At 70.9% G+C, this 20,939-nt stretch carries 25 protein-coding genes; 13 read left to right on the plus strand and 12 right to left on the minus strand.

What is annotated here, in order from left to right; translation table 11 throughout:
- The 5 genes from WH85_RS19465 to WH85_RS19485 are packed head-to-tail and all read right to left on the minus strand — an operon-like array spanning nucleotide 1 to nucleotide 4,797.
- A complete protein-coding gene (locus WH85_RS19465; protein ID WP_045743340.1) occupies nucleotides 1-924 on the minus strand; it encodes an ABC transporter ATP-binding protein in 924 nt (307 codons plus the stop codon).
- 35 nt (nucleotides 925-959) lie between these two features.
- Complete coding sequence (locus WH85_RS19470; protein WP_045743341.1) at nucleotides 960-1,487, minus strand: molybdopterin-binding protein; 528 nt, start codon at nucleotides 1,485-1,487, stop codon at nucleotides 960-962.
- Nucleotides 1,488-1,497: 10 nt separating this feature from the next.
- Nucleotides 1,498-3,366: a DNA primase gene (gene dnaG / locus WH85_RS19475; RefSeq protein ID WP_045743342.1), complete on the minus strand. Its 1,869-nt coding sequence runs from the start codon at nucleotides 3,364-3,366 to the stop codon at nucleotides 1,498-1,500.
- Between the two features lie 45 nt (nucleotides 3,367-3,411).
- Entirely contained in the window at nucleotides 3,412-4,626 is a 1,215-nt protein-coding gene (locus WH85_RS19480) for a deoxyguanosinetriphosphate triphosphohydrolase (RefSeq protein WP_045743343.1), read from the minus strand.
- A gap of 18 nt (nucleotides 4,627-4,644) precedes the next feature.
- On the minus strand, nucleotides 4,645-4,797 hold the full coding sequence (locus tag WH85_RS19485) for a VOC family protein (RefSeq protein WP_245674010.1): 153 nt from the start codon (nucleotides 4,795-4,797) through the stop codon (nucleotides 4,645-4,647).
- A 77-nt stretch (nucleotides 4,798-4,874) separates the two neighbouring features.
- Here WH85_RS19485 and WH85_RS19490 point away from each other — a divergent pair, with 77 nt between their 5' ends.
- The 11 genes from WH85_RS19490 (at nucleotide 4,875) to WH85_RS52310 (ending at nucleotide 13,640) form a co-directional block, all read left to right on the plus strand.
- Entirely contained in the window at nucleotides 4,875-5,393 is a 519-nt protein-coding gene (locus tag WH85_RS19490) for a hypothetical protein (RefSeq protein ID WP_157411096.1), read from the plus strand.
- A 144-nt stretch (nucleotides 5,394-5,537) separates the two neighbouring features.
- A complete protein-coding gene (locus WH85_RS19495) occupies nucleotides 5,538-5,888 on the plus strand; it encodes a roadblock/LC7 domain-containing protein (protein ID WP_245674011.1) in 351 nt (116 codons plus the stop codon).
- Between the two features lie 55 nt (nucleotides 5,889-5,943).
- Nucleotides 5,944-7,062: a DUF4388 domain-containing protein gene (locus WH85_RS19500; RefSeq protein ID WP_045743346.1), complete on the plus strand. Its 1,119-nt coding sequence runs from the start codon at nucleotides 5,944-5,946 to the stop codon at nucleotides 7,060-7,062.
- A 38-nt stretch (nucleotides 7,063-7,100) separates the two neighbouring features.
- Entirely contained in the window at nucleotides 7,101-7,625 is a 525-nt protein-coding gene (locus tag WH85_RS19505; RefSeq protein ID WP_045743347.1) for a roadblock/LC7 domain-containing protein, read from the plus strand.
- 46 nt (nucleotides 7,626-7,671) lie between these two features.
- Complete coding sequence (locus WH85_RS19510) at nucleotides 7,672-8,043, plus strand: hypothetical protein (RefSeq protein WP_045743348.1); 372 nt, start codon at nucleotides 7,672-7,674, stop codon at nucleotides 8,041-8,043.
- Between the two features lie 303 nt (nucleotides 8,044-8,346).
- Nucleotides 8,347-9,423 carry a DUF2786 domain-containing protein gene (locus WH85_RS19515; RefSeq protein WP_045743349.1) on the plus strand — a complete coding sequence of 359 codons (1,077 nt, stop codon included), beginning with the start codon at nucleotides 8,347-8,349 and terminating at the stop codon, nucleotides 9,421-9,423.
- Between the two features lie 81 nt (nucleotides 9,424-9,504).
- Complete coding sequence (locus WH85_RS19520) at nucleotides 9,505-10,647, plus strand: MFS transporter (protein ID WP_083449112.1); 1,143 nt, start codon at nucleotides 9,505-9,507, stop codon at nucleotides 10,645-10,647.
- A gap of 74 nt (nucleotides 10,648-10,721) precedes the next feature.
- The gene (locus tag WH85_RS19525; RefSeq protein ID WP_045743350.1) at nucleotides 10,722-11,810 is read left to right on the plus strand and encodes an SPFH domain-containing protein; all 1,089 of its coding nucleotides are present in this window, start codon (nucleotides 10,722-10,724) and stop codon (nucleotides 11,808-11,810) included.
- Nucleotides 11,807-12,877, plus strand: a complete 1,071-nt coding sequence (locus WH85_RS19530; protein WP_045743351.1) for a TFIIB-type zinc ribbon-containing protein — start codon at nucleotides 11,807-11,809, stop codon at nucleotides 12,875-12,877. Before WH85_RS19525 ends, WH85_RS19530 begins: the two co-directional genes overlap by 4 nt.
- A gap of 164 nt (nucleotides 12,878-13,041) precedes the next feature.
- Nucleotides 13,042-13,275, plus strand: a complete 234-nt coding sequence (locus WH85_RS53745; RefSeq protein ID WP_052720548.1) for an SDR family NAD(P)-dependent oxidoreductase — start codon at nucleotides 13,042-13,044, stop codon at nucleotides 13,273-13,275.
- A gap of 8 nt (nucleotides 13,276-13,283) precedes the next feature.
- Entirely contained in the window at nucleotides 13,284-13,640 is a 357-nt protein-coding gene (locus WH85_RS52310; RefSeq protein WP_052720549.1) for a Rossmann-fold NAD(P)-binding domain-containing protein, read from the plus strand.
- Nucleotides 13,641-13,660: 20 nt separating this feature from the next.
- Here WH85_RS52310 and WH85_RS19540 read toward each other — a convergent pair whose 3' ends face one another.
- The 4 genes from WH85_RS19540 to WH85_RS47095 all read right to left on the minus strand — a co-directional run bounded on the left by WH85_RS19540 (nucleotide 13,661) and on the right by WH85_RS47095 (nucleotide 17,514).
- A complete protein-coding gene (locus tag WH85_RS19540) occupies nucleotides 13,661-13,990 on the minus strand; it encodes a helix-turn-helix domain-containing protein (RefSeq protein ID WP_045743352.1) in 330 nt (109 codons plus the stop codon).
- Nucleotides 13,987-14,355, minus strand: coding sequence for a type II toxin-antitoxin system RelE/ParE family toxin (locus WH85_RS19545; protein WP_045743353.1), 369 nt, complete (start codon nucleotides 14,353-14,355; stop codon nucleotides 13,987-13,989). Before WH85_RS19545 ends, WH85_RS19540 begins: the two co-directional genes overlap by 4 nt.
- Before the next feature lie 166 nt (nucleotides 14,356-14,521).
- Complete coding sequence (gene dusB, locus WH85_RS19550) at nucleotides 14,522-15,640, minus strand: tRNA dihydrouridine synthase DusB (RefSeq protein WP_045743354.1); 1,119 nt, start codon at nucleotides 15,638-15,640, stop codon at nucleotides 14,522-14,524.
- 62 nt (nucleotides 15,641-15,702) lie between these two features.
- On the minus strand, nucleotides 15,703-17,514 hold the full coding sequence (locus WH85_RS47095) for a trypsin-like serine protease (protein WP_169792468.1): 1,812 nt from the start codon (nucleotides 17,512-17,514) through the stop codon (nucleotides 15,703-15,705).
- A 240-nt stretch (nucleotides 17,515-17,754) separates the two neighbouring features.
- Between WH85_RS47095 and WH85_RS19560 the strand changes: the two genes are divergently transcribed.
- Nucleotides 17,755-18,234, plus strand: coding sequence for an XdhC family protein (locus WH85_RS19560; RefSeq protein ID WP_045743355.1), 480 nt, complete (start codon nucleotides 17,755-17,757; stop codon nucleotides 18,232-18,234).
- A gap of 22 nt (nucleotides 18,235-18,256) precedes the next feature.
- Here WH85_RS19560 and WH85_RS19565 read toward each other — a convergent pair whose 3' ends face one another.
- The 3 genes from WH85_RS19565 to WH85_RS19575 all read right to left on the minus strand — a co-directional run bounded on the left by WH85_RS19565 (nucleotide 18,257) and on the right by WH85_RS19575 (nucleotide 20,627).
- Complete coding sequence (locus tag WH85_RS19565; protein WP_045743356.1) at nucleotides 18,257-19,636, minus strand: glycine--tRNA ligase; 1,380 nt, start codon at nucleotides 19,634-19,636, stop codon at nucleotides 18,257-18,259.
- Nucleotides 19,637-19,704: 68 nt separating this feature from the next.
- The gene (locus WH85_RS19570) at nucleotides 19,705-20,235 is read right to left on the minus strand and encodes a hypothetical protein (protein ID WP_052720551.1); all 531 of its coding nucleotides are present in this window, start codon (nucleotides 20,233-20,235) and stop codon (nucleotides 19,705-19,707) included.
- A gap of 50 nt (nucleotides 20,236-20,285) precedes the next feature.
- A complete protein-coding gene (locus WH85_RS19575; protein ID WP_045743434.1) occupies nucleotides 20,286-20,627 on the minus strand; it encodes an antibiotic biosynthesis monooxygenase family protein in 342 nt (113 codons plus the stop codon).
- 35 nt (nucleotides 20,628-20,662) lie between these two features.
- Between WH85_RS19575 and WH85_RS19580 the strand changes: the two genes are divergently transcribed.
- Nucleotides 20,663-20,920, plus strand: a complete 258-nt coding sequence (locus tag WH85_RS19580) for a DUF6703 family protein (RefSeq protein ID WP_045743357.1) — start codon at nucleotides 20,663-20,665, stop codon at nucleotides 20,918-20,920.
- Nucleotides 20,921-20,939 lie beyond the last annotated feature (19 nt).

Below are 20,939 nucleotides of genomic sequence, written 5' to 3' on the forward strand. Positions count from 1 at the left end.
TCAGTCCACCAGGGTCCGGCCGGTGAGGTGCAGGAACACGTCCTCCAGGCTGCTGCGGCGGACCAGGGCGCTGGCCGGGGCCAGAGCGCGGCCCTGCGCCTCGGCGAGCGCCGCGTCGCCGTCGTCGGTGTAGAGCAGCACCCGGTCGGGCAGCACCTCGACGCGCTCGGCGATGCCGTCGAGCTTGTCCGCGTAGGCGCTCTGGTCCTCGGTGGCGAACCGCAGCTCCACCACCTCACGGGTGGAGTAGCGCTCGATCAGGTCGCGGGGCGAGCCCTCGGCGGCGATCCGGCCACCGTCCATCACCACGAGCCGGTCGCACAGCTGCTCGGCCTCGTCCATGTAGTGGGTGGTCAGCACCAGCGTGACGCCCTGCTTCTTGAGCCGGAACAGCCGCTCCCAGACCAGGTGGCGGGCCTGCGGGTCGAGGCCGGTGGTGGGCTCGTCGAGCAGCACGATGTCGGGCTCGTTGACCAGCGCGCGGGCGATGGTGACCCGCCGTTTCATGCCGCCGGAGAGCGGCTCGACCCGGGCGTCGGCGCGCTCGGTGAGCTGCACGAACTCCAGCAGCTCGTCGGCACGGGCGCGGGCCGTGCGGCGCGGGATGCCGAAGAACCGGGCGTAGGTGGTCAGGTTTTCCCGGACGGTGAGCTCGGGGTCGAGGTTGTCGGTCTGCGGGCAGACGCCCAGCCGGGCCCGGATGGCCGGGCCGTCACGCCGCGGGTCGAGGCCGAGGATCTCCAGCGTGCCCTCGGTCGGTGGTGAGACACACCCGATCATGCGCATGGTGGAGCTCTTGCCGGCACCGTTGGGCCCGAGGAAACCGAACGCCTCACCGGCCTGCACGTCGACGTCGATGCCGGCGACCGCGGTGAATCCGTCGAACCGTTTGACCAGCCCGCGCGCGTGGATGAGTGAAGTCACCCCCTGACCCTACGGAGGGGGTGCGACACATTTTCTCAACGACCGGGCGCCGCCGCCGAGGTGCGGGCCACGGTGACCACCGCGTCGGTGGCGTCGGCGATCTCCGGGCGGTCGGACGGGGTGCCCTCGTCGTAGCGCACCGCCCAGCTCAGGCCGTCGCGCCCGCTGACCCGGCGGCCGACCACCCGCACCCCGCCCTGCGGCAGGCCGTGATGCGACGTGTACGCCACCGACCGGGTGACCCGGGTGCGGACCTGGTCGGGCACCTCACCGGGTTCGAGCAGGAGGTAGGACACCACCGGGCCGTCGGACAGCACCGTGTAGCCGTTGCGTTCGCCGGTCACCTCGGCCGGCGTGATCCGCAGTTCGCGACCGGACCAGGCCACCTTGTGGATCTCGTGCCAGCCCAGCCGGGCGTCCGCACCGGGCAGCCAGATCCCCCGGTTGGTGACCACGAGGGCGGCCTCCTCGACCGCGGACCAGGCGAGGATCCGTTCCTCGGGCTCCAGCGACGGTTTGAGCGCACCTGGAAGAGCGGCACGCCGACGGAGGAACCCGAACACCGGCAACCACCTACCCGTTCACCGAGTCGTAGGTGAACGCCGCCTGCCGGAGCGCCTTCGCGTGCTGCTCCAGGGGGAACAGCTCCCCCGCGAGCGCGAAGTACTCGTCCCGGTTCTTGACGGGGTTCATCCGCTGGATCTTCGATTTGATGTCCCGGATCCGGGACAGGACGCGGGGGATCTGGAGTTTGGCGATCTGCTGCGACACGTACGACGGGTCGGCCTCGCGGTCCACCCGGACCGGTTCGACCGACAACTCCCCCACCAGTGCCTTGGCCCCGAGGTCCCCGGCCGCCTCCCGGACCGCCTCGATCCAGGTGGCGCCGGTGTTCGCCGAGGTGGTCCCGCCGACGGAGGCGATGGCGATCCGGATCGACCGGAGGATCTCGTCGCTGAAGTCGTCGGGCTCCGAGGTGTCGAACATCGCGCCGGCCAGCCCCGGGTACTGCAGGGCGAGTTTCAGCGCCTCCCGCTCGACCAGGAGCTGGGTGCTGTGCACCGGAACCGGCCGGGAGTCGCCGGCCGCCGCAGCCCCGGACTGGGCCGCCCGCACGGCACGCTGCACGGGTTCCAGGTCCATGCCGAGGTCGTCGGCGAGCTTGCGGGCGTACTCCGGGCGCTTCTCCCGGTCTTTGATCTTGGCAACCAGCGGGGCCGCCCGGCGCATCGCCTCGACCCGCCCCTCGACGGTGTCCAGGTCGAAACGGGCGATGGTCTGGCGCAACGCGAAGTCGACCAGCGGCTCCCGGCTGGCGATCATGTCGACCACGGCCAGATCACCCTTGGCCAGGCGCAGCTCGCAGGGGTCCATGTTGTCCGGCGAGACCGCGATGAAGGTGCGCCCGACGAACCGCTGGTCCTCCTCGAAGGCCCGCAGCGCCGCCTTCTGCCCGGCCGCGTCGCCGTCGAACGTGTAGATGATCTCGCCGGTGAAGCTGTCGCTGTCCATCAGCAGCCGGCGCAGCACCTGGATGTGGTCGACGCCGAAGGCCGTGCCGCAGGTGGCCACCGCGGTCGGCTCGCCCGCCTCGTGACAGGCCATCACGTCGGTGTAGCCCTCGACGATCACCGCCCGGCCCCGCTTGGCGATCTCCCGTTTCGCGTGGTCGATGCCGTAGAGCACGTGCGACTTCTTGTAGATCGGCGTCTCGGGCGTGTTCAGGTATTTCGGGCCGTCGTCGTCGTCGAACAGCTTGCGTGCGCCGAACCCGATCACGTCGCCGCCCAGGTCCTTGATCGGCCAGAGCAGCCGGCGGCGGAACCGGTCGATCAGCGAACCGGACCGGGCCGCCTTGGACAGCCCGGCGGTGGTCAGCTCGTCGCTGGTGAAGCCCTGCAGCCGCAGATGCTTGGTGAGCGCGTCCCAGGAGTCCGGGGCGAACCCGCAGCCGTACTTCTCGGCGGAGTCCCGGCCGAACCCGCGCTCGGCGAGGAACTCCCGCGCCTTGCGGGCACCCGGCGAACCCAGCTGGTCGCGGTAGAACTCCAGGGCCGCGGTGTGCGCGGCCAGCAGACGCTGACGCTGGCCGACCTGCGGGCGCGGGGTGGCCGGGCCGCCGGTCTCGGTGTCGTAGCGCAGCACGATGCCGGCCTTGCCGGCCAGCCGCTCGACCGACTCGATGAACGACAGGTGCTCCGCGTCCATCAGGAACTTGATCGCGTCACCGCCCTGGCCGCAGCCGTGGCAGAAGTACACCCCGCGGGCCGGTGAGACGTTGAACGACGGCGTCTTCTCGTCGTGGAAGGGACACAGGCCCTTCAGGTTGCCGCCTCCCGCCGACCGCAGCGTCACCGTCTCGCTGATCACGTCCGCAATCGAGGTCCGGTCCCGGACCAGTGCGATGTCCTCGTCCTTGACCCTGCCCGCCACGGCATACATCCTGCCTCCCCGCGGGGGCGCGCCGCCAGCAGGGTGGCCCGCGACTCAGTGACGCGTCGCCACCAGGGATCGATGCCAGGCGACGGCCGCGTGGTCGGTGAGCGACGCCACCTGATCGATCACCACCCGCAGGGCCGCGGCCTCGTCGGCCGCGGCGGCATGCTGCGGGCCGAAGAGCGGATCGAGAGCCTCCGGGGTACGCGTGAGCGCCGCCACCAACTCGACCAGGATGCTCTGCTGGCGCTCGTACCACTCCTCCGCGGCGCGCGCCCGCATCACGTACCGCAGGGCCATCCCCTTGAGCAGGGCGCACTGGTTGCGGGCGGTCCACGGCACGATCAGGTCGGCCTCGTACCGGCGGACCGGGTCGGTGCCGTACCGGCTGTGCGTGGCGCCGACCGCCGACGAGACGAACCGCCCGGTCAGCACGCTGGTCATCCGTTTGAGGGCCACCTGCGCGTCGTAGCTCCCGTCGTGGCCGGCGGCACCGATCACGGCCGGGTCGGCGAGCAGCAGCTCGAGCGAGGCGCCCAGCTCGTCCGGGGTCTCCTCGGAGTAGCTGGTGGCGACGTCGGCGCAGAGCGCGGCCCGCTCCACCGGGTCGTCCAGCAGCCGGCGCAGGTCGATGAACCGGCCGTGCACGCCGTCCTCCACGTCGTGCACCGAGTAGGCGACGTCGTCCGCCCAGTCCATCACCTGGGCCTCCAGGCATTTCCGCTCGTCGTCGCGGCCGTCGCGGAGCCACTCGAAGACCGGCCGGTCGTCCGGGTAGACGCCGAACTTGCGGCTCCCCGGTTTGCGGAACCACGGGTACTTGGAGCACGCGTCGAGGGTGGCCCGGGTCAGGTTGAGACCGGCGCCGGGCACCTTGGCCTCCAGGCGGGTGAGCACCCGCAGTGTCTGCGCGTTCCCCTCGAACCCGCCGCACGGCTCGGCCACCCGGTCCAGGGCCGCCTCGCCGTTATGCCCGAACGGGGGATGCCCGATGTCGTGGGCCAGGCCGGCGACGTCCACCACGTCCGGGTCGCACCCCAGCCGGGCGCCCATCTCCCGGGAGATCTGCGCGACCTCGAGGGAGTGCGTGAGCCGGGTCCGCAGGAAGTCGTCCGACCCGGCGGTGTGCACCTGGGTCTTGGCGGCCAGCCGGCGGAACCCGGCCGAGTGCAGCACTCTGGCCCGGTCGCGCTGGTACGGGGTCCGCCCGTACCCACTGTCCTTGGCGGGCTCGGGCGAGAACCGTTGCGTGTCCGGGACCGGCATGTGCCCAGACTAGGCCGCCTAAGGCATGGTCCGGCTGCTGAGGAAGCAGAACTCGTTGCCCTCCGGGTCGGCCGGCACCATCCACGGCACGCTCCGCTGACCGATGTCGACCGGTCGCGCACCCATGGCCACCAGGTGTTCCGCCGCGGTCTCCTGATCGCCCGGCCGCACCCTAAAGAATGACCCCGGTACCGACAGCGCACCTCAGGTGCGACGACATCGCTCGATGGACCCCAGGATGACGTTCCGTGATTCCTGGTTCACCGGCGACCGCGACCATGCGGCGCCTGCTCACCGATCTGGGCGAGTCGGGACGGACCGGCGCGCTGCACGTCGGCGGCACCCCTGGCGGGGTGTTCTACCTGGTCGCCGGCCGCATCACGTACGCCGAATCGCCGGCCTGCCCCGGTATCGGCGAACGACTGGTCTCCTCCGGGCGGCTGAACCCGCAGACCTGGCGGGACGCGTACGCGGAGGGACGCGACACCTGCCAGGTGGCCCGGGTGCTGCTGCGGGACGGCTGGCTGGGTCAGCACGAGCTGGCCCTGCGGGTGGTGGCGGTGATCGCCGACGCCACCCACGTGCTGGTGCGCCAGAGCGGCGCCCCGGCCTGGTTCGCCCCCGACGAGCGTCACTGGCTGGGTGAGCTGCCGCGGGTGGAGATCGACGCACGGCTGATCGTGCCGCCCCGGCAGCGACGACGGCCGCGGCGGTTCGCCACCACCACCGGTCCGCAACCCCAACGGCCACCGCCGACCGGACCATGACGCACAAAACGTGCGACTTGTCGTCGCAGGGTCACCGGAGGATGGCCCACGGTGGTGGTGAGGAATCAATCCTCGTCACCGGAAGCGACAAGAACAGCGCTGAGGAGTGAAGTGCCCGGCGTCGACCACTGTCTACAGGAGGCCATGACGATCCCTGGCGCGGTCGGGGCCAGCATCGTCGACTACACCACCGGCTTCCCGGTCGCCACGACCGGAGCCGCACCCAACGAGGACCACGAAGCCGCCGCGGCCGGTACGGCGGACGTGGTCCAGGCCGCGACCAGCCGATCGCTGTACGTCTCGGCCGTACCGCACGACCTGCTCGAAGACCTGATCATCACCACCGCGGGCGGCTATCACCTCCTGCGGCTCGTCCAGACCGAGTTCGACAGCCGACTGGTGCTCTACGTCTGGCTGGACCGGGTCCGCGGCAACCTCGCCGTGGCTCGCCGCAAGATGCAACGCCTCGCCGACGAGCTGGTCACGGCCCGATGAGCACGGCAGGCGGATCCCCGGAGAACCCGACGAAGAAGACGGACAGGAGCACGAGGTGGCCCCCACGAAGACCGCGACGCCCGGGAACCTGCTGACGCGGGCCGCCGGCGAGCGGAAGACCGGAGCGCTGGTGGTCGGTGGCCACCCCGGCGGCGCGGTCTACATCTTCGAGGGCCGGGTCATCTACGCGGAGTCGTCGTCCGCGCCGGGGGTGGGCGAACTGCTCACCTCCTCCGGCCGGCTGGCCGGGCGTACCTGGCAGAGCGCGCTCGACATGGGCGGCTCGCACTCCCGGGTCGGCCGGCTGATCGTCGAGCAGGGCCACCTGACACAGGGCGAACTGGAACTCTGCGTGCTCGGCGCCACCTACGACGCGGCGTATTTCGTGCTCGGCGCGACCGCCGCACCGGTCGAGTTCGTCGCCGGCGCCACCCACTGGCTCGGCCCGGTCGTGCACATCGACGCGACCGCGGTCAGCCGGGAGGTGCGCCGCCGGATCGGGCTGCTCGACGACATCTTCCCCGACCAGCGCATCGACACCGCGGCCGTCATCCCGGTGACCCGGGCCCCGCGGGAACGCGTCACGCTGACCTCCCTGCAATGGGAGCTGCTGGTGCACGCCGACGGCCAGCGCACCCCGGGCGACCTGGCCCAGCTGCTGGGCCGCGCGGGCTACGCGACCATCCAGGAACTGCGGCGCCTCGCGGCACTGGGCCTCATCGAGCTTCCGGACGTACGCGCCGGCGACGGCACCGACCTGATCCGGCTACCGCAGCCCCGTGGCGCCTCGGTGGCACTCGACCGGGCACCGGCCGCGGTGGCGCCACCGGCCGGACGGGCGCAGGCACCGGCCGACCGCACGCCGGCACCCCGCGAACGGCCCCGGGTGCCGCTCGACCGGGCACCGATGGACGAGACGGACGTTCCGCTCGTACCCGTGATCAACGGCGCGGGGCACACCGCCCGGATGTCGCCGGCGAACAGTGACCCACCACCCGCCTCCGGCGGGGGCGACAGCGCGACGGGGATGAACCGGCTTCCCCGGCTGGCCCGCCGCAAGCCCGGCGCCAAGCTGCCCAAGGAGATGGCAGCCGCCGAGAACCCGCCGGTGCATCAGGGCACCGACGAAGTACTTCTCAAGCGCATCCGCACCGCCTTGAGGGCACTGCGGTGACCCGCGCACCCCCGATCAGCTGAAGGAGCGAGGAGAGGATGACCACGGTCGATCCGGCGGTACTCGAGGAACTCGGACGCCTGCGCAGCAGAGTGCCCGAACTCTCCGGCAGCGTGCTGGCCACCGCCGACGGGCTGGTCGTCGCACACGACTCGCACGGACTGGAACCGGACACCCTGGCCGCGCTCGCCGCGGCCCACCTGGCCCTGGCCCGGCGCTTCGCGCACGCGGTCAGCCACGGTGACCTGCGGGAATCCGTAGTGGAGTGCGACGGCGGGTACATCACGTCGTACACCGCCGGGCTGAACGGGCTACTCACCCTGGTCACCTCCGGCGACGCCAACCTCGCCATGGTCCACCTCGAGGCACGGCGCTCGGTGCGCCGGCTCGTGAAGCTCATGGCCGTCCAGAACGCGACCGCCGCGCAGCAACAACTCCCCCCGCCGCCGCCCCCGCCGCGGCCGGAGATCCCCACGCAGTCCGGCCCGTCGGCACCGCTGGCCCGGCGTACCCCGATGGCCACCCTGCCGACCGTGGCCCGCCACCACCAGGCGGCCGGCTGACCGGCAGTTTCCATCACCACCCACCACAGTGATAGGAGAACGACCCATGCCCGACATGGACACCGCACTGAAGGAAGTCATGGAGATCGACGGCGCGATCGGCGTCGCGCTCGTGGACCACACCAGCGGCATGGCCCTGGGCACCCTCGGCGGCGGCAAGGAACTCGACCTGACGGTCGCCGCCGCGGGCAACACCGACGTGGTCCGGGCCAAGCTCCGGGCGATGGAGATGCTCAACCTCTCCGAGAAGATCGAGGACATCCTCATCACGCTGGACACGCAGTACCACATGATCCGGCCGCTGACGAGCCGCTCGGGGAAGGGCCTCTTCCTCTATGTGGCGCTGCGCCGCGACCGGGCCAACCTGGCGATGTCCCGCCACCAGCTCAAGCGCATCGAGAACGACCTCGACGTCTGAGCCCGGCCGGCGGATCCCATGATCGCCACCCCTGGCGGGGAGGGCCCGCACCGCCCTCCCCGCCCACCCCCTCGGCAGATCCATAGCAGCGGGCTCGACTACGGAACTCTAAGTTTCCGGGACGTTACCCCTTGTTTGATGATTGAGCGGCGTGCATGCTGTGAAGGCAGCACCGAAAGGTCCACTGACGTGAGGTTTATCCCGTCGGTGGCGTTTTGCGTCCGTGCCCGTTCGGTCGCTCGGCGAGCACGGTGCCGGGGTCCTGGCCGGGAACCAGGACCCCGGCAACTACCATCCTGTTCCATGAGCGCCCGGACCATCATCGACGGGCTGCGTTCCGGAGCCCTCGGACACGAGGCCGCCCTCGACGCTCTCACCGGGGTCACCGCCGCTGACGTCGACATCGCCATGCGTGTGGCCCTCGACGCCGAGTTCGACCGGCTCTTCCGGTCCGGCTGGCAACCCCTCGAACTGCAGCGGGCCGTCGCGCGCCGCGGCAACCCGCTCCAGCCGCCCCTGGTCGCCGACGCCGCGGCCGCCTTCCTCCGGGGCAAGAGCCCGGTCGACCCGCGCTGGCAGGATCAGGCCGGCGTCACGCGTACCCCGGAAGGTCGCCGGCCGGACCGGATCGCCGTGCTGGACGCCTCCCTCGACCTGCTCGCCGAGCTGCGGCGGCTGCCCGGCATCGAGATCCTCATCCCGCCGCCCGGCACCCCGCTGACCACCGTGCCGCGGCACGGCGACTCGAAGATGCTGGACCGGGTGCGGGCGCTGCTCGCCAAGGCGGAGGCCACCGAGTTCCCGGCCGAGGCGGAGAGTTACAGCGCCAAGGCCCAGGAGCTGATCACCAGATACCGGATCGAGGAGGTCACCGCCCCGGCGGTCGATCTGACCCCGTTCGCCCGGCGGATCGGCGTCGACCACCCCTACGAGAGTGAGAAGGCCAGCCTGCTCGACGCGGTGGCCCGGGCCAACTCGTGCCGCACGGTCTGGTCGCCGGAGCTGGGCTTCAGCACGGTCTTCGGGTTCGACGCCGACATCGACGCGGTCGAACTGCTGCACACCTCGCTGCTGGTCCAGGCGAACCGGGCGATGACCCGCGACGAGCCGGGCAAGGGGCGCGCCCGGGTGAAGGCGTTCCGCCGGTCGTTCCTGGTCGCCTACGCACACCGGATCGGCGAGCGGCTGCGCCAGGTCGCCGAGCGCGAGTTCGCCGAGCGCGACGATCTGCTGCCGGTGCTGCGGACCCGGGACATCCAGGTGCGTGAGCAGATGGAGAAGGTCTTCCCCCGCACGGTCCGGGCCCGCGGCAGCCGCATCGACAGCCTCGAGGGCTGGGAGTCCGGCCGGGCCGCCGCCGACGAGGCCGAATTGCGTTGACGCGTGCGGCAGACTGGCCTCATGCACCCGGTTTGACGCTGACAGCGGCTCTACTACACGGTTCGCGCCTGTTCCGAGGGCGTGCTCCTCTACCCGGTCTACGCGCTGATCTTCGCCGGCGCCGGGCTCACCACCAGCGAGATCTCGTCGCTGTTCGTGATCTGGTCGGTGGTGTCCTTCGTCTGCGAGATCCCGTCCGGCGCGTTCGCCGACGTCTGGTCCCGCAAGCGTGTCTACGCGCTCGGTGAGTTCCTCACCGCGACCGGTTACGCCGTCTGGCTGCTCCGGCCGTCCTACCCGGGCTTCGCACTGGGCTTCGTGCTGTGGGGCGCCGGCGGGGCGCTGAGTTCCGGCACCCTCGAGTCGCTGGTCCACGACCGGTCCGGCGATCCGGAGAGCTACACCAGGACGATCGGCCGCGGCGGCACGATCGCGCAGCTCAGCATGCTTGCCGCGGCCCTGCTCGCCACTCCCGCCCTGGCCGCCGGCGGCTATCGGCTGGTCGGCGCGATCAGCATCGCGACGGTAACCCTGGGCGGTCTCCTCGCGCTGCGTCTCCCGGAAGAACCACGCCGGGGTACGAGCCACACCCCCGACGACCGCAGCACGAACCGTCCCGGGGTGGCCCCCGGCATCGCGGCTCCCGTGGTGCCGGCGCCGGACGACCGTGGCTACCGGGCGGTCCTGCGGGCGGGACTGCGGGAGGCCACCGGGAACGGGCGCGTCCTGCGGCTGCTGCTCGTGGCGGCACTCGTCCCGGGGTTCGGGGCGCTCGACGAGTACCTTCCGCTGCTCGCCGCGGACAAGGGTGCGGGCGCTCACGGCGTACCCCCACTGTTTGCTCTGACCGCGGCGGCGATGGCCGGGGGAAGCGCACTTGCCGCACGACTGCCCCGCACCTCGCCGCGGCGCCTCGCCGGCGTCCTCACCCTGGCGGCGGCGCTGCTGGCGATGGGCGCGACCGTGCCGCATCCGGCCGGCCTGCTGGTGGTCGCGGTGGCTTTCGGGGCGCTGCAGTTCGCGGTGGTGCACACCGGGACGCGCCTGCAGGAGGCGATCAGCGGCCCGGCCCGGACCACGGTGCTGTCGGTGAGCGGTTTCGGGGCCGAGGTGTTCGCCGTCGCGATCTACGCCCTGTTCGCCGTGCCGCTCCCGCTGAGCACCCTGTTCGTGCTGGCCGGTGTGCCGCTGCTCGCCGCCGCCCTGGTCACCCTCCGCCGGTAGGCCTTCTCCCAGCTAGACCGGTTTTGGTACGGTCGGCGCCGCACGAAGATCGGCACAGGCGAGGGGACACCGGCGTGGGACTCTGGGACAAACTCAAGGGTGAGCTGGTCGACATCATCGAGTGGCTGGACGACAGCCGCGACACGATCGTCTGGCGGTTCCCCCGCTACGAGAACGAGATCAAGATGGGCGCCAAGCTCGTCGTCCGCGAGTCGCAGACCGCGGTGTTCGTCAACGAGGGCCGGGTCGCCGACGTGTTCGGTCCGGGCACCCACACGCTGACCACGCAGAACATGCCGGTCCTGTCCACCCTCAAGGGCTGGAAGTACGGGTTCGAGTCGCCGTGGAAGGCCGAGGTGTACTTCGTCAACACCCGGCAGTTCACCGACATGAAGTGGGGCACGCAGAACCCGGTGATGGTTCGCGACCCGGAGTTCGGGGCGGTCCGGCTGCGCGCCTTCGGGGCCTTCGCCATGCGGGTCACCGACCCCGGCAAGCTGCTCACCGAACTGGTCGGCACCGACCCGCAGTTCCGCACCGCCGAGGTGCAGGAATACCTGCGGCAGCTGGTCGTCAGCCACCTGGGCAGCGCGCTCGCCACCGCGAACGTGCCGATGCTGGACCTGGCCGCCAAGCAGCTCTCCATCGGCAGCACCCTGGCCGCCGTCCTCACCGACGAGCTGGACTCGTCCGGCATCGCGATCCCCAAGTTCGTCATCGAGAACATCTCGGTGCCGCCCGAGGTGGAGCAGGCGCTGGACAAGCGCACCTCGATGGGGGTGCTGGGCGACCTGGACGCGTACACGAAGTTCCAGACCGCGAACGCGATCGAGGACGCCGCCGGCAACCCGGGTGGCGCCGGCGATGCGATCGGCCTCGGGCTGGGCATGGCCGCCGGGCAGCGGGCCGCGCAGTCGATGGCCGCGACACCGCCACCGATCGTTCCCCCGCCGCTGCCGGCCGGCGAGTGGTTCGCCGCCCTCGGCGGTCAGCAGCAGGGGCCGTTCGACCTGGCCGCGCTCACCGGGCACGCCGGTTCCGGCACGCTGACCCGGGACACCCTGGTGTGGCGCAGCGGGATGGCCGGGTGGACCGCCGCCGGGCAGGTCGCCGAACTGAACAGCGTGTTCGCCGCGGTTCCGCCGCCCCTGCCGCCGCAATGACGGCCCAGCAGACCCAGTACCCGTGTGCGAACTGCGGGGCCAACGTCGAGTTCGCGCCCGGCACCAGCGTCCTCAAATGCCCGTACTGCGGTGCCGAGACGCCGATCGCCGCCCCGGCACGGGCGGTGCGGGAACACGCGTACGCCTCGTTCGCCGTCCTGCCCCGGAAACCGATCGCCAGCCTGGCGCCGCACACGTTCACCTGCCAGGGCTGCGGTGCGGTCACCCAGAGCGACAAGATCTCGGACCGGTGCGGGTTCTGCGGCGCGCCCCTGGTCGCCGACGTGACCTCCGGCGAACAGGTCGTCCCGGAGGCGGTGCTGCCGTTCACCGTGGACAAGCCGGCCCTGCGCGAGGCGTTGCAGGGCTGGGCGTCGTCGCGGTGGTTCGCGCCGAACAGCCTCAAGAAGGTCACCGAGGCGGAGTCGGCGCACAGTTCGTACCTGCCGCACTGGACGTACGACGCGCACACCGTGTCGCACTACCGGGGGCAGCGCGGCGAGCACTACTGGGTCACCGAGACGTACACCGAGAACGGCGAGACCAAGTCCCGGCAGGTCCGTAAGACCCGCTGGTGGCCGGCCTCCGGCACGGTCCAGCGCACGTTCGACGACGTGCTGGTCGCCGGCACCGGGCGGGTGCTGCCCGACCACCTGGACGGTCTCGAGCCGTGGCCGCTGCTGGAGTCGCAGGCGTACCGGCCGGAGTTCCTGGCCGGGCACGAGACGCTGCGCTACGACGTCGAACCGGAGACCGGCCTGGACCGGGCGAAGTCCCGGATGGCCCCGGTCATCGAACGGGACTGCCGGGACGACATCGGCGGCGACGAGCAGCGGGTGGACGCGGTCGACACCGAGTACCACCACGTCATGTTCAAGCTGATGCTGCTGCCGGTGTGGATCGCCTGCTACCTGCACGCCGGCCGGACGTTCAACGTGGTGGTCAACGGCCGCACCGCCGAGGTGGCGGGCGAGCGTCCGTACAGCGCGGTGAAGATCGCCGCCGCGATCGTCGCCGCCCTCGCCCTGATCGCCGCGATCATCGTGGCGGTTCAACTGAATCGGTAGGGGCGGCGGTCCAGCTGGCCAGCAGCCGCAGCTTCTCCTCGGACGGGGAGCCGGTGTCGGCGCTGTAGACGACGACGCTCTGCCCGAGGCCGCCGGGCAGATAGAAGCGTCTGCCAGTTGAGCCGCATATCGCCGACGGCCTCGTGGAAGAACCGTTTCACCCCGTGCCGGTGTTCGGAGACCCGGTGGTCGCGGTCGAGGAGAGCAGCGACGCCGAGGTGCGCGACGTCTTCGACACCGACGTGTTCGGCCTGCTCACTGTCGCCCGCGCGGTGCTGCCGGTGATGCGGGCCGCCGGCCGGGGCCGGGTCCTCGACATCAGCTCCACCGGCGGGGTGGCCGCCTGGGCGGGCTGGGGGGCGTCTACAGCGCCACCAAGTTCGCCGTCGAGGGGCTGACCGAGGCGATGCGGCTGGAACTCGCCCCACTCGGCGTCCAGGTGACGTCGGTGCAGCCCGGCCCGTTGCGCACCGACTTCCTCAGCGGCACCTCCCTGCGGCGTGCCGCCCTGGTCATCGACGACTACACACCGACCGGCGGCGCCTCCCGGGCCTGGGCGGACGCCACCGACGGCAACCAGGAGGGCGACCCGGTCCGCGCGGCCGCCGCGATCCTCACCGTCGCCGGGCTGGATCAGATGCCGGCCAGGATCCCGCTCGGCAGCTCCACCCTCACCGACATCCGCACCAAACTGGCCGCGGTCGCCGAGGAGACCGACCGCTGGCAGTCCCTGACCCGGTCCACCGACCACGTCCCCCGCTGACCACCCGGTTCCGGGCCGTCTCAGGCGACCCGGAGCGTGATCGGCCCTCGGGAGACCACGACGGAGACCTCGGCGCCCAACACCTCGGCGTAGGCCCGGAGGGTGTCCAGGCTGTCGACATGGCCGTGCTCGATCTGCGAGACACGGGCCTGGGTCACACCGAGTGCGGTCGCGACGTCGGCCTGCGTGAGGCCGGCCGACTTCCGCATCTCGGCCAGCTCGTGCCCACGGATCCGGCCGACGTTCTCGACCCGGACGGCAGCACGTTCCGCTGCTGCCTCGGGAGTCGCCAGCGCGGGTTGCCGCTCCATCGCCTCGGCCCTGACCTCACTCCACCGCCGACCGGTCATGGCTTCTCCTTCTCGCGTTCGATCAGGTATTCCTCGTACCGGCTCTCGGCAATCGGGATGTTTTCTTTGTACCAGCGATTCCAGTGCCCGGCTTTGTCCCCACCGACCAGGATCACCGCCTCACGCTGAACGTCGAAGACGAACAGCAGCCGAATCTCTGAACGACCGGCCGAGCCGGGACGCAACTCCTTCAAATGATGCAGCGTGCTTCCGTGTACCCGATCCGCCATTGGCCGCCCCAGTCCCGGCCCGACCTCCGAGAGGTGGTCGATCGCCTCCGTGATTCGGTTGGCGGTCGTCGGGTCCTCCTCGCAAAGGCTGAGAAACCACTCCTCCACCGGGGCCAGCAGTACAACCTCCCACATGACACCAAAAAATAAGTTCTGACTTATTTTCAGCCAAGAGGATAGTCGATGGATTCACCGGAACGGGTGCATGCACACCGATCTCAGCCCGGCGGTGGCGGCACAGGCCGGAGTGACGCTCAGGTCGCGGGTGGGTGGGGGCTCCCGGTAGGTCGTACCTGAGGAATCAGCCGCCGGACTCGTCGGTCTCGGCGCCCTCGGGGACGACGTCCTCGTCGCGGCTGTCGAGCCAGCCGTGCGGCAGGGAGACCTTGCCGGGGGCGTTGACCCGGCCCCGGGGCTGACCCAGCGCGTCGGTGGGGAACGGGATCGACGGGTCTAGCTGGGCCAGCAGGTCATCGAGCTCGGCCAACGAGGAGATCATCGCCAGCCGGCGGCGGAGGTCGCTGCCGACCGGGAAGCCCTTGAGGTACCACGCGACGTGCTTGCGGTAGTCGGCACAGCCGTGCTTCTCGTCCTCCAGCGCCTCGACCAGCAGCTGGGCGTGCCGCGACATGATCTTGGCGACCTCGCCCAGGGTGGGCAGCACCGGACGGTAGCCGTCGCCCTGCGTGAACGCGGCCTCCAGGTCGGCGAAGAGCCACGGGCGGCCCAGGCAGCCGCGGCCGACGACGACCCCGTCGACGCCGGTGTGCGCGACCATGCGCAGCGCGTCGGAGCCCTCCCAGATGTCGCCGTTGCCGAGCACCGGCACGTCCAGGGCCTGCTTGAGGGTGGCGATCGCATCCCAGTCGGCCTTGCCGGAGTAGCGCTGCTCGGCGGTGCGGGCGTGCAGGGCGACCGCGGCGACGCCGGCCTCCTGCGCGGCGAGACCGGCCTCGACGTACGTCAGATGGTCGTCGTCGATGCCCTTGCGCATCTTGATGGTCAGCGGGATGCCGTAGGGTTTCGCCGCCGCGACCGCCTGCTGGACGATCCGGGCGAAGAGCCGGCGGCGCCAGGGCAGGGCCGAACCGCCACCGCGACGGGTCACCTTGGGCACCGGACAGCCGAAGTTCAGGTCGATGTGGTCGGCCAGGCCGTCCTCGCCGATCATCCGCACCGCGGCCGCGGTCACGTCCGGGTCGACGCCGTAGAGCTGCAGGCTGCGGAAGCCCTCGTCCTCGGCGAACGCGATCATCTTGAGGGTCTTGGGGATCCGCTCCACCAGCGCCCGTGTGGTGATCATCTCGCAGACGTAGACCCCGCCACCCTGCTCGCGACAGAGTCGCCGGAACGCCACGTTGGTGATGCCCGCCATCGGGGCCAGCACGACGGGCGGATTGACGGCATGGTTGCCGAGCATGAGCGGTGCAGTCACGCTGTCCAGGGTGCCACGAAGGGCACCCTGGACTCGAATCGGTGAGATCAGACCGGGTCTTCGGCGAGGTTGATGCTGGCGTACGAGCCGAAGGTGGCCGACGTCCACGACCGCACCGGGGACGCGAAGCCGCCCTGCTCGTTGGCGACCAGGGTGTGCAGGCCCAGGCTGCCGTCGGCGTACCCGTAGAGCGCGGCCAGGTCGTCGCGGCCGTCACCGTTGAAGTCGCCCGAGGTGAACCGGGTCCGGTCCCACGAGCCCCAGCCACTGGTGGTGGACTTGTACGAGCTGAACGGGCTGTTGAAGGTGCCGTCCGCCTTGGCGGTCCAGGTCAGCATGGCCAGTTCGCCGCTGGCGTAGTTGTAGAAGCCGGCCACGTCGCCACGGCCGTCACCGTTGAAGTCGCCGGCGGCGATCCGCAGCCGGTCCGGGTCGCCCCAGTACGGGGAGGCCGGGACGGACCAGACGCGGGCGTCCTCGCCGAAGCCACCGGCCGCGGTCGAGGTCCAGCTGTAGATGCCGACGCTGTTGTCCGCGTACTTGTAGAAGGAGCCGACGTCGTCGCGGCCGTCACCGTTGAAGTCGCCGCTGAACACCTTCATCCGGGCGATCTCGCCCCAGTACGGGGTGGCGTCGTTGAACCAGCTGCGGGTCGGCGACCCGAACGTGCCGTCGGCCCGGGCGATCCAGGTGAACAGGCCGATCGAGGCGTTCGCGTAGTTGTAGAACCCGGCCAGGTCGGTGCGCCCGTCGCCGTTGTAGTCGCCGCTGGTCATCAGCAGCCGCTCGTACGTGCCGAAGGTGGTGCTGGTCCAGGACCGGACGCCGGCCGAGCAGGTGCCGTCGGCGTTGGTCAGGAAGGTGTCCAGGGTGAGCGTCTGAGCGTCGGCGACGCCGTTGAGGACCACCTGGTCGATCCGGCCGTCACCGTTGAAGTCGCCCTTGAAGGTCTTCAGGCGGTTGACGTTGTACAGCCCGACGGCGGTGCGGCAGCCACCGCGGGCGGTCATCGCACCGTCCGCCGCGGTGGTGAAGGTGAACGGTCCGACCGAGCCGTCGGCGTAGCTGTAGACCATCTTGACGTCGTCGCGGTGGTCCTCCGCCAACCCACCGGGCGCGTACGTCCGGATCCACGAGCCGAGGTCGTCGATCCGGGTCTCGGTCGCGTCCCGGCGGGTCTCGTCCACGCCGATGCAGCCCCCCTGCCAGGAGGCGTGGTTGATGGCGACCAGCTCGGTCACGCCACCGGTCTCGCGCAGCGCGGGCCCACCGGCGTCGCCCTTGCAGACGCCGGGCTGGTTCTCGGTCACGCCGGCCACGTCGAGCAGGCCGGCGCCGACCGTGTTCACCTGGAACTGGGCGCTGTGCAGCCGGCCCGGCACCCACTCGGTGGCGGTCCGGCCGTACCCGGCCACGCGCAGCAGGTCACCGGTCGCCGGAGCGGTCGCGGCCAGGGCGACCGGGGTGACGGTGGTCGGCTGGTTCAGCCGGACCAGCACCACGTCGCGGCTCGGGTGCGGCACCAGCCGGGCGGCGGTGCGCACCTGGCCCGCGGTCCCGCTCAGGTCGGCGCGGCCGATCGTCACGGTGGTGGGCCGGGACGGTTTGCCGGCCGCCGGGGCCTGCCCGTCGACGGCGAAGCAGGCCGCCGCGGTGATCACCCACTGCGGGTCGACGAGCGCGCCGGTGCAGGCCTGCCCGCCGGTCTCCGGGGTGCCGACCGCGACGTGCGCGACGAAGCCGTAGGTGCCGTCAGCGACGGCCGAGCCGTTGACCACAGCGAGGGCCGGGGCACTTCCGGCCAGCCCCACGGCGACCGCGGAGATCGTCAGCCCGGCGAGGATTGTTCTGTTCCGCAAATGTTCCCGCCTTAGTCGATCGAGTGTCTTCACTCAAAAAAGATCGACTCTTTATAGAGCATCGCTCAACGGCGCGATGCCCCGGAAAATCGGCGGCCGCCCAGCTCATCGCATCGACCACGATGGTTAACCAGGCGTTTCTTTCCGTCAACAGGATGATCACAGAAGGTGAATGTGTGGCCAAGGCCACAGTCGACGTCCAGCAGGCGGGCCATCGGCACTTCTGGCAGAGTCGGCAGGATGAGTGTGGATGGGCCCAGGCGGCTCGTGGCGGTGTTCGCGTCACCGACGGCGGAGATGCTCGTCCGCTTCGGCGTCGAGCTGGGCTTCCGGACCGTGCTGGTGGAACCGGACCCGGCCCGGTTGGGCGGCACCCCGCGGGCACACGGCGACGCGCTCGTCCACGACCTGTCCGCGGCCGGGCTCGACGAGCACACCGACGTGCTGCTCACCGACCACCACCGGCCGGAGATCGGGATCCTGCTGGAGGAGGCGCTGCGGGCCCGGACCCGGTGGGTCGGGATCGTGGGGAACCCGCGTCACGAGGGCCCGCACGTGGCGGCCCTGCGGGAACGGGGCGTGCCCGAGGATCAGATCGCCCGGGTGCACCGGCCCGTCGGGTTGAACATCGGGTCGCGTACCCCGGCGGAGATCGCCGTCGCCACCCTGGCCGGCCTGATCGCCGACCGCAACCACCGCCCCGGCGGTTTCGTCTTCTGACGCCGGGGCGGGGGCGGAGACCTCAGCAGCCGGGCAGGCGCTTGATCAGGTAGTCCTCGATCTGGTCGAGGGAGACGCGCTCCTGCTTCATGGTGTCGCGGTCCCGGACCGTCACCGCGTCGTCGGTGAGGGTGTCGAAGTCGACCGTGACGCAGAACGGGGTGCCGATCTCGTCCTGCCGGCGGTAGCGGCGGCCGATCGCCTGCGAGTCGTCGAACTCGACGATCCAGCGCTTGCGCAGGTTCGCCGCCAGCTCGCGGGCTTTCGGCGACAGCTCCGGGTTGCGCGACAGCGGCAGCACCGCGACCTTGATCGGCGCGAGCCGCGGGTCGAAGCGCATGACCGTCCGCTTGTCGACGCCGCCCTTGGTGTTGGGCGCCTCGTCCTCGTCGTACGCCTCGAGGAGGAACGCCAGCACGGCGCGGGTCAGGCCGGCCGCCGGCTCGATGACGTACGGAACCCAGCGCTCACCCTTCTCCTGGTCGAAGTAGGACAGGTCGACGCCGGAGTGCTTCGAGTGCGTGGCCAGGTCGAAGTCGGTGCGGTTGGCGATGCCCTCGAGCTCGGCGAACTCGGTGCCACCGAACCGGAAGCGATACTCGATGTCGACGGTCCGCTTCGAGTAGTGCGAGAGCTTCTCCTTGGGGTGTTCGAAGAAGCGCAGGTTGCTCTCCGACAGGCCCAGGTCGGTGTACCAGTTCCAGCGCTGCTGCAACCAGTACTCGTGCCACTCCTCGTCGCTGCCGGGCACGACGAAGAACTCCATCTCCATCTGCTCGAACTCACGCGTACGGAAGATGAAGTTGCCCGGGGTGATCTCGTTGCGGAAGCTCTTGCCGATCTGGGCGATGCCGAACGGCGGCTTCTTGCGGGCCGCGGTGGCCACGTTGTTGTAGTTGACGAAGATGCCCTGGGCGGTCTCCGGGCGCAGGTAGTGCAGGCCCTCGGCGCTCTCGGTCGGGCCCAGGTAGGTCTTCATCAGGCCGTTGAACATCTTCGGCTCGGTGAAGGTGCCCTTGTTGCCGCAGTCCGGGCAGTTGAGCTCCTGCAGCGAGGCCGGCGGGTTGCCGTGCTTGGCCTCCCACGCCTCCTCGAGGTGGTCGGCCCGGAACCGCTTGTGGCAGGACTGGCACTCGGTCAGCGGGTCGACGAACGCGTCGAGGTGGCCGGAGGCGGCCCAGACGTCGCGGGACAGGATGACGGCGGAGTCCAGGCCGACGATGTCGTCGCGCTGCTGGACCATGGTGCGCCACCACTGCCGGCGGACGTTCTCCTTGAGCTCCACGCCGAGCGGACCGTAGTCCCACGCCGAGCGGGTGCCTCCGTAGATCTCGCTGGAGGGGAAGACGAAGCCCCGGCGCTTGGCCAGGTTGACGACGGCGTCGATACGGTCGGCAGGCATGTGGATCTCCTCCTACGCCGGCTGGGTGTCGGCGGGGAAACGTGGATGTGTCAGGACGAACAGTGAGATTACTCTCCGACGCCGCACACCTCGAACGCGCCTGTCGTGGTGTTCTGCCCGAGCTCGGCATAGACCTGCTCGACGTCGCCGTCGGCGTAGCGCAGATCCACCGGGACCGAGCCGGTCACCAGATCAAGATCACCGACGGTGTACGACGTGAACGGATCCCCCGTCGACATCCGGGCGATGAACTGCGCCTTGCTCTCGTCGTCCTGCGCGTCCTGGCACAGCTGGTCGTACGCCTCGGAGAACGACCGGTCCTGCACGGCGTCGAGGTAGCGGCTGACCACGACCCCGGCCTGCTCGTCGAAGGACGACTCCATCGCGGCGCCCAGCCCGATCAGCGCGCCCGTGCCACCACCGCAGACCAGCAGCAGCACACCGGCGCCGATGCCCAGCCCGAGTCCGATCCGCTTGCCCCGGCCCTCGACCGGCGGCGCCGGGAAGGGTGGGTGCACGCCGGGACCCTGGGGCGGCGGCGGCACCGTGGAACCCGGCTCAGGCGGCGGGAAGTATGCGGTGGGCGGCGCCGGGTTCATGTCTCCCAGCCTAGGTCCTGTGTCGTGGATCGCGCGAGTGCACCTGACCGTCAGCGCCAGGGATCGGCGGCCCGGTCACTGGCGCTGACGACCACGGGCTCGCCCGGTGCGGCCTCGGCCAGGGTCTCGAAGGCGGACGGCTCGTCGAGGGCCTGCGCGAGCAGCGGGGTGGCGTGCACCTTGACGTCGAATCCGCCGAGCGCGCGCCGGTAGGCTCCGACCGACTCCCACTCGGTGACCAGGATCCAGTGCTCCGGATCCTCGATGGCCCGGGTGAGCTTGCCGGACCGGTACCCGTTGCTGCGGGCCAGGGCGTCGAGCGCGGCGTGGGCCCGCGCGGCGAAGTCGTCCTGCGTGTCCGGCGGGACCGTGAAGCGGTTGAGCACCAGCATGTGACCGAGGGTACGCACGCCGACAGGAGCCGCCAGTGACCCCGCCCGATCATCTTCTGCGCCGGCTGTCCCGGGTGAACCCGACGGCGGCGTTCGCCGGGGCGCTCGTCCTGCTGCTGGCCGGGCTGTTCCTGCCCGGCATCGTCGGGGCCCTGCTGCTGGTGGTGCTGGCGGCCGGGGTGGGCACGCTCACCTTCACCACCTGGCCGGTGCAGACCGGGGTCACCCGGGTGGTCCGGTTGGTCCTGCTCACGCTGCTGATCGCGGGGGCCATCTCCAAGATCGTCACCTGATCGGTGGAACCCATGCGCT

The sequence above is a fragment of the Actinoplanes rectilineatus genome (assembly GCF_000962825.1).
GTDB classification, from domain to species: Bacteria; Actinomycetota; Actinomycetes; order Mycobacteriales; family Micromonosporaceae; genus Actinoplanes; species Actinoplanes rectilineatus.

Excerpts from the sequence above, each read along its gene's own strand:
- dnaG (WP_045743342.1), bottom strand. The coding sequence starts at position 3,366 with ATGTATGCCGTGGCGGGCAGGGTCAAGGACGAGGACATCGCACTGGTC.
- WH85_RS19480 (WP_045743343.1), bottom strand. The coding sequence starts at position 4,626 with ATGCCGGTCCCGGACACGCAACGGTTCTCGCCCGAGCCCGCCAAGGAC.
- WH85_RS19495 (WP_245674011.1), top strand. The coding sequence starts at position 5,538 with ATGACGATCCCTGGCGCGGTCGGGGCCAGCATCGTCGACTACACCACC.
- WH85_RS19505 (WP_045743347.1), top strand. The coding sequence starts at position 7,101 with ATGACCACGGTCGATCCGGCGGTACTCGAGGAACTCGGACGCCTGCGC.
- WH85_RS19510 (WP_045743348.1), top strand. The coding sequence starts at position 7,672 with ATGCCCGACATGGACACCGCACTGAAGGAAGTCATGGAGATCGACGGC.
- WH85_RS19515 (WP_045743349.1), top strand. The coding sequence starts at position 8,347 with ATGAGCGCCCGGACCATCATCGACGGGCTGCGTTCCGGAGCCCTCGGA.
- WH85_RS19530 (WP_045743351.1), top strand. The coding sequence starts at position 11,807 with ATGACGGCCCAGCAGACCCAGTACCCGTGTGCGAACTGCGGGGCCAAC.
- WH85_RS52310 (WP_052720549.1), top strand. The coding sequence starts at position 13,284 with ATGCGGCTGGAACTCGCCCCACTCGGCGTCCAGGTGACGTCGGTGCAG.
- WH85_RS19540 (WP_045743352.1), bottom strand. The coding sequence starts at position 13,990 with ATGACCGGTCGGCGGTGGAGTGAGGTCAGGGCCGAGGCGATGGAGCGG.
- WH85_RS19545 (WP_045743353.1), bottom strand. The coding sequence starts at position 14,355 with ATGTGGGAGGTTGTACTGCTGGCCCCGGTGGAGGAGTGGTTTCTCAGC.
- dusB (WP_045743354.1), bottom strand. The coding sequence starts at position 15,640 with ATGCTCGGCAACCATGCCGTCAATCCGCCCGTCGTGCTGGCCCCGATG.
- WH85_RS19560 (WP_045743355.1), top strand. The coding sequence starts at position 17,755 with ATGAGTGTGGATGGGCCCAGGCGGCTCGTGGCGGTGTTCGCGTCACCG.
- WH85_RS19565 (WP_045743356.1), bottom strand. The coding sequence starts at position 19,636 with ATGCCTGCCGACCGTATCGACGCCGTCGTCAACCTGGCCAAGCGCCGG.
- WH85_RS19570 (WP_052720551.1), bottom strand. The coding sequence starts at position 20,235 with ATGAACCCGGCGCCGCCCACCGCATACTTCCCGCCGCCTGAGCCGGGT.
- WH85_RS19575 (WP_045743434.1), bottom strand. The coding sequence starts at position 20,627 with ATGCTGGTGCTCAACCGCTTCACGGTCCCGCCGGACACGCAGGACGAC.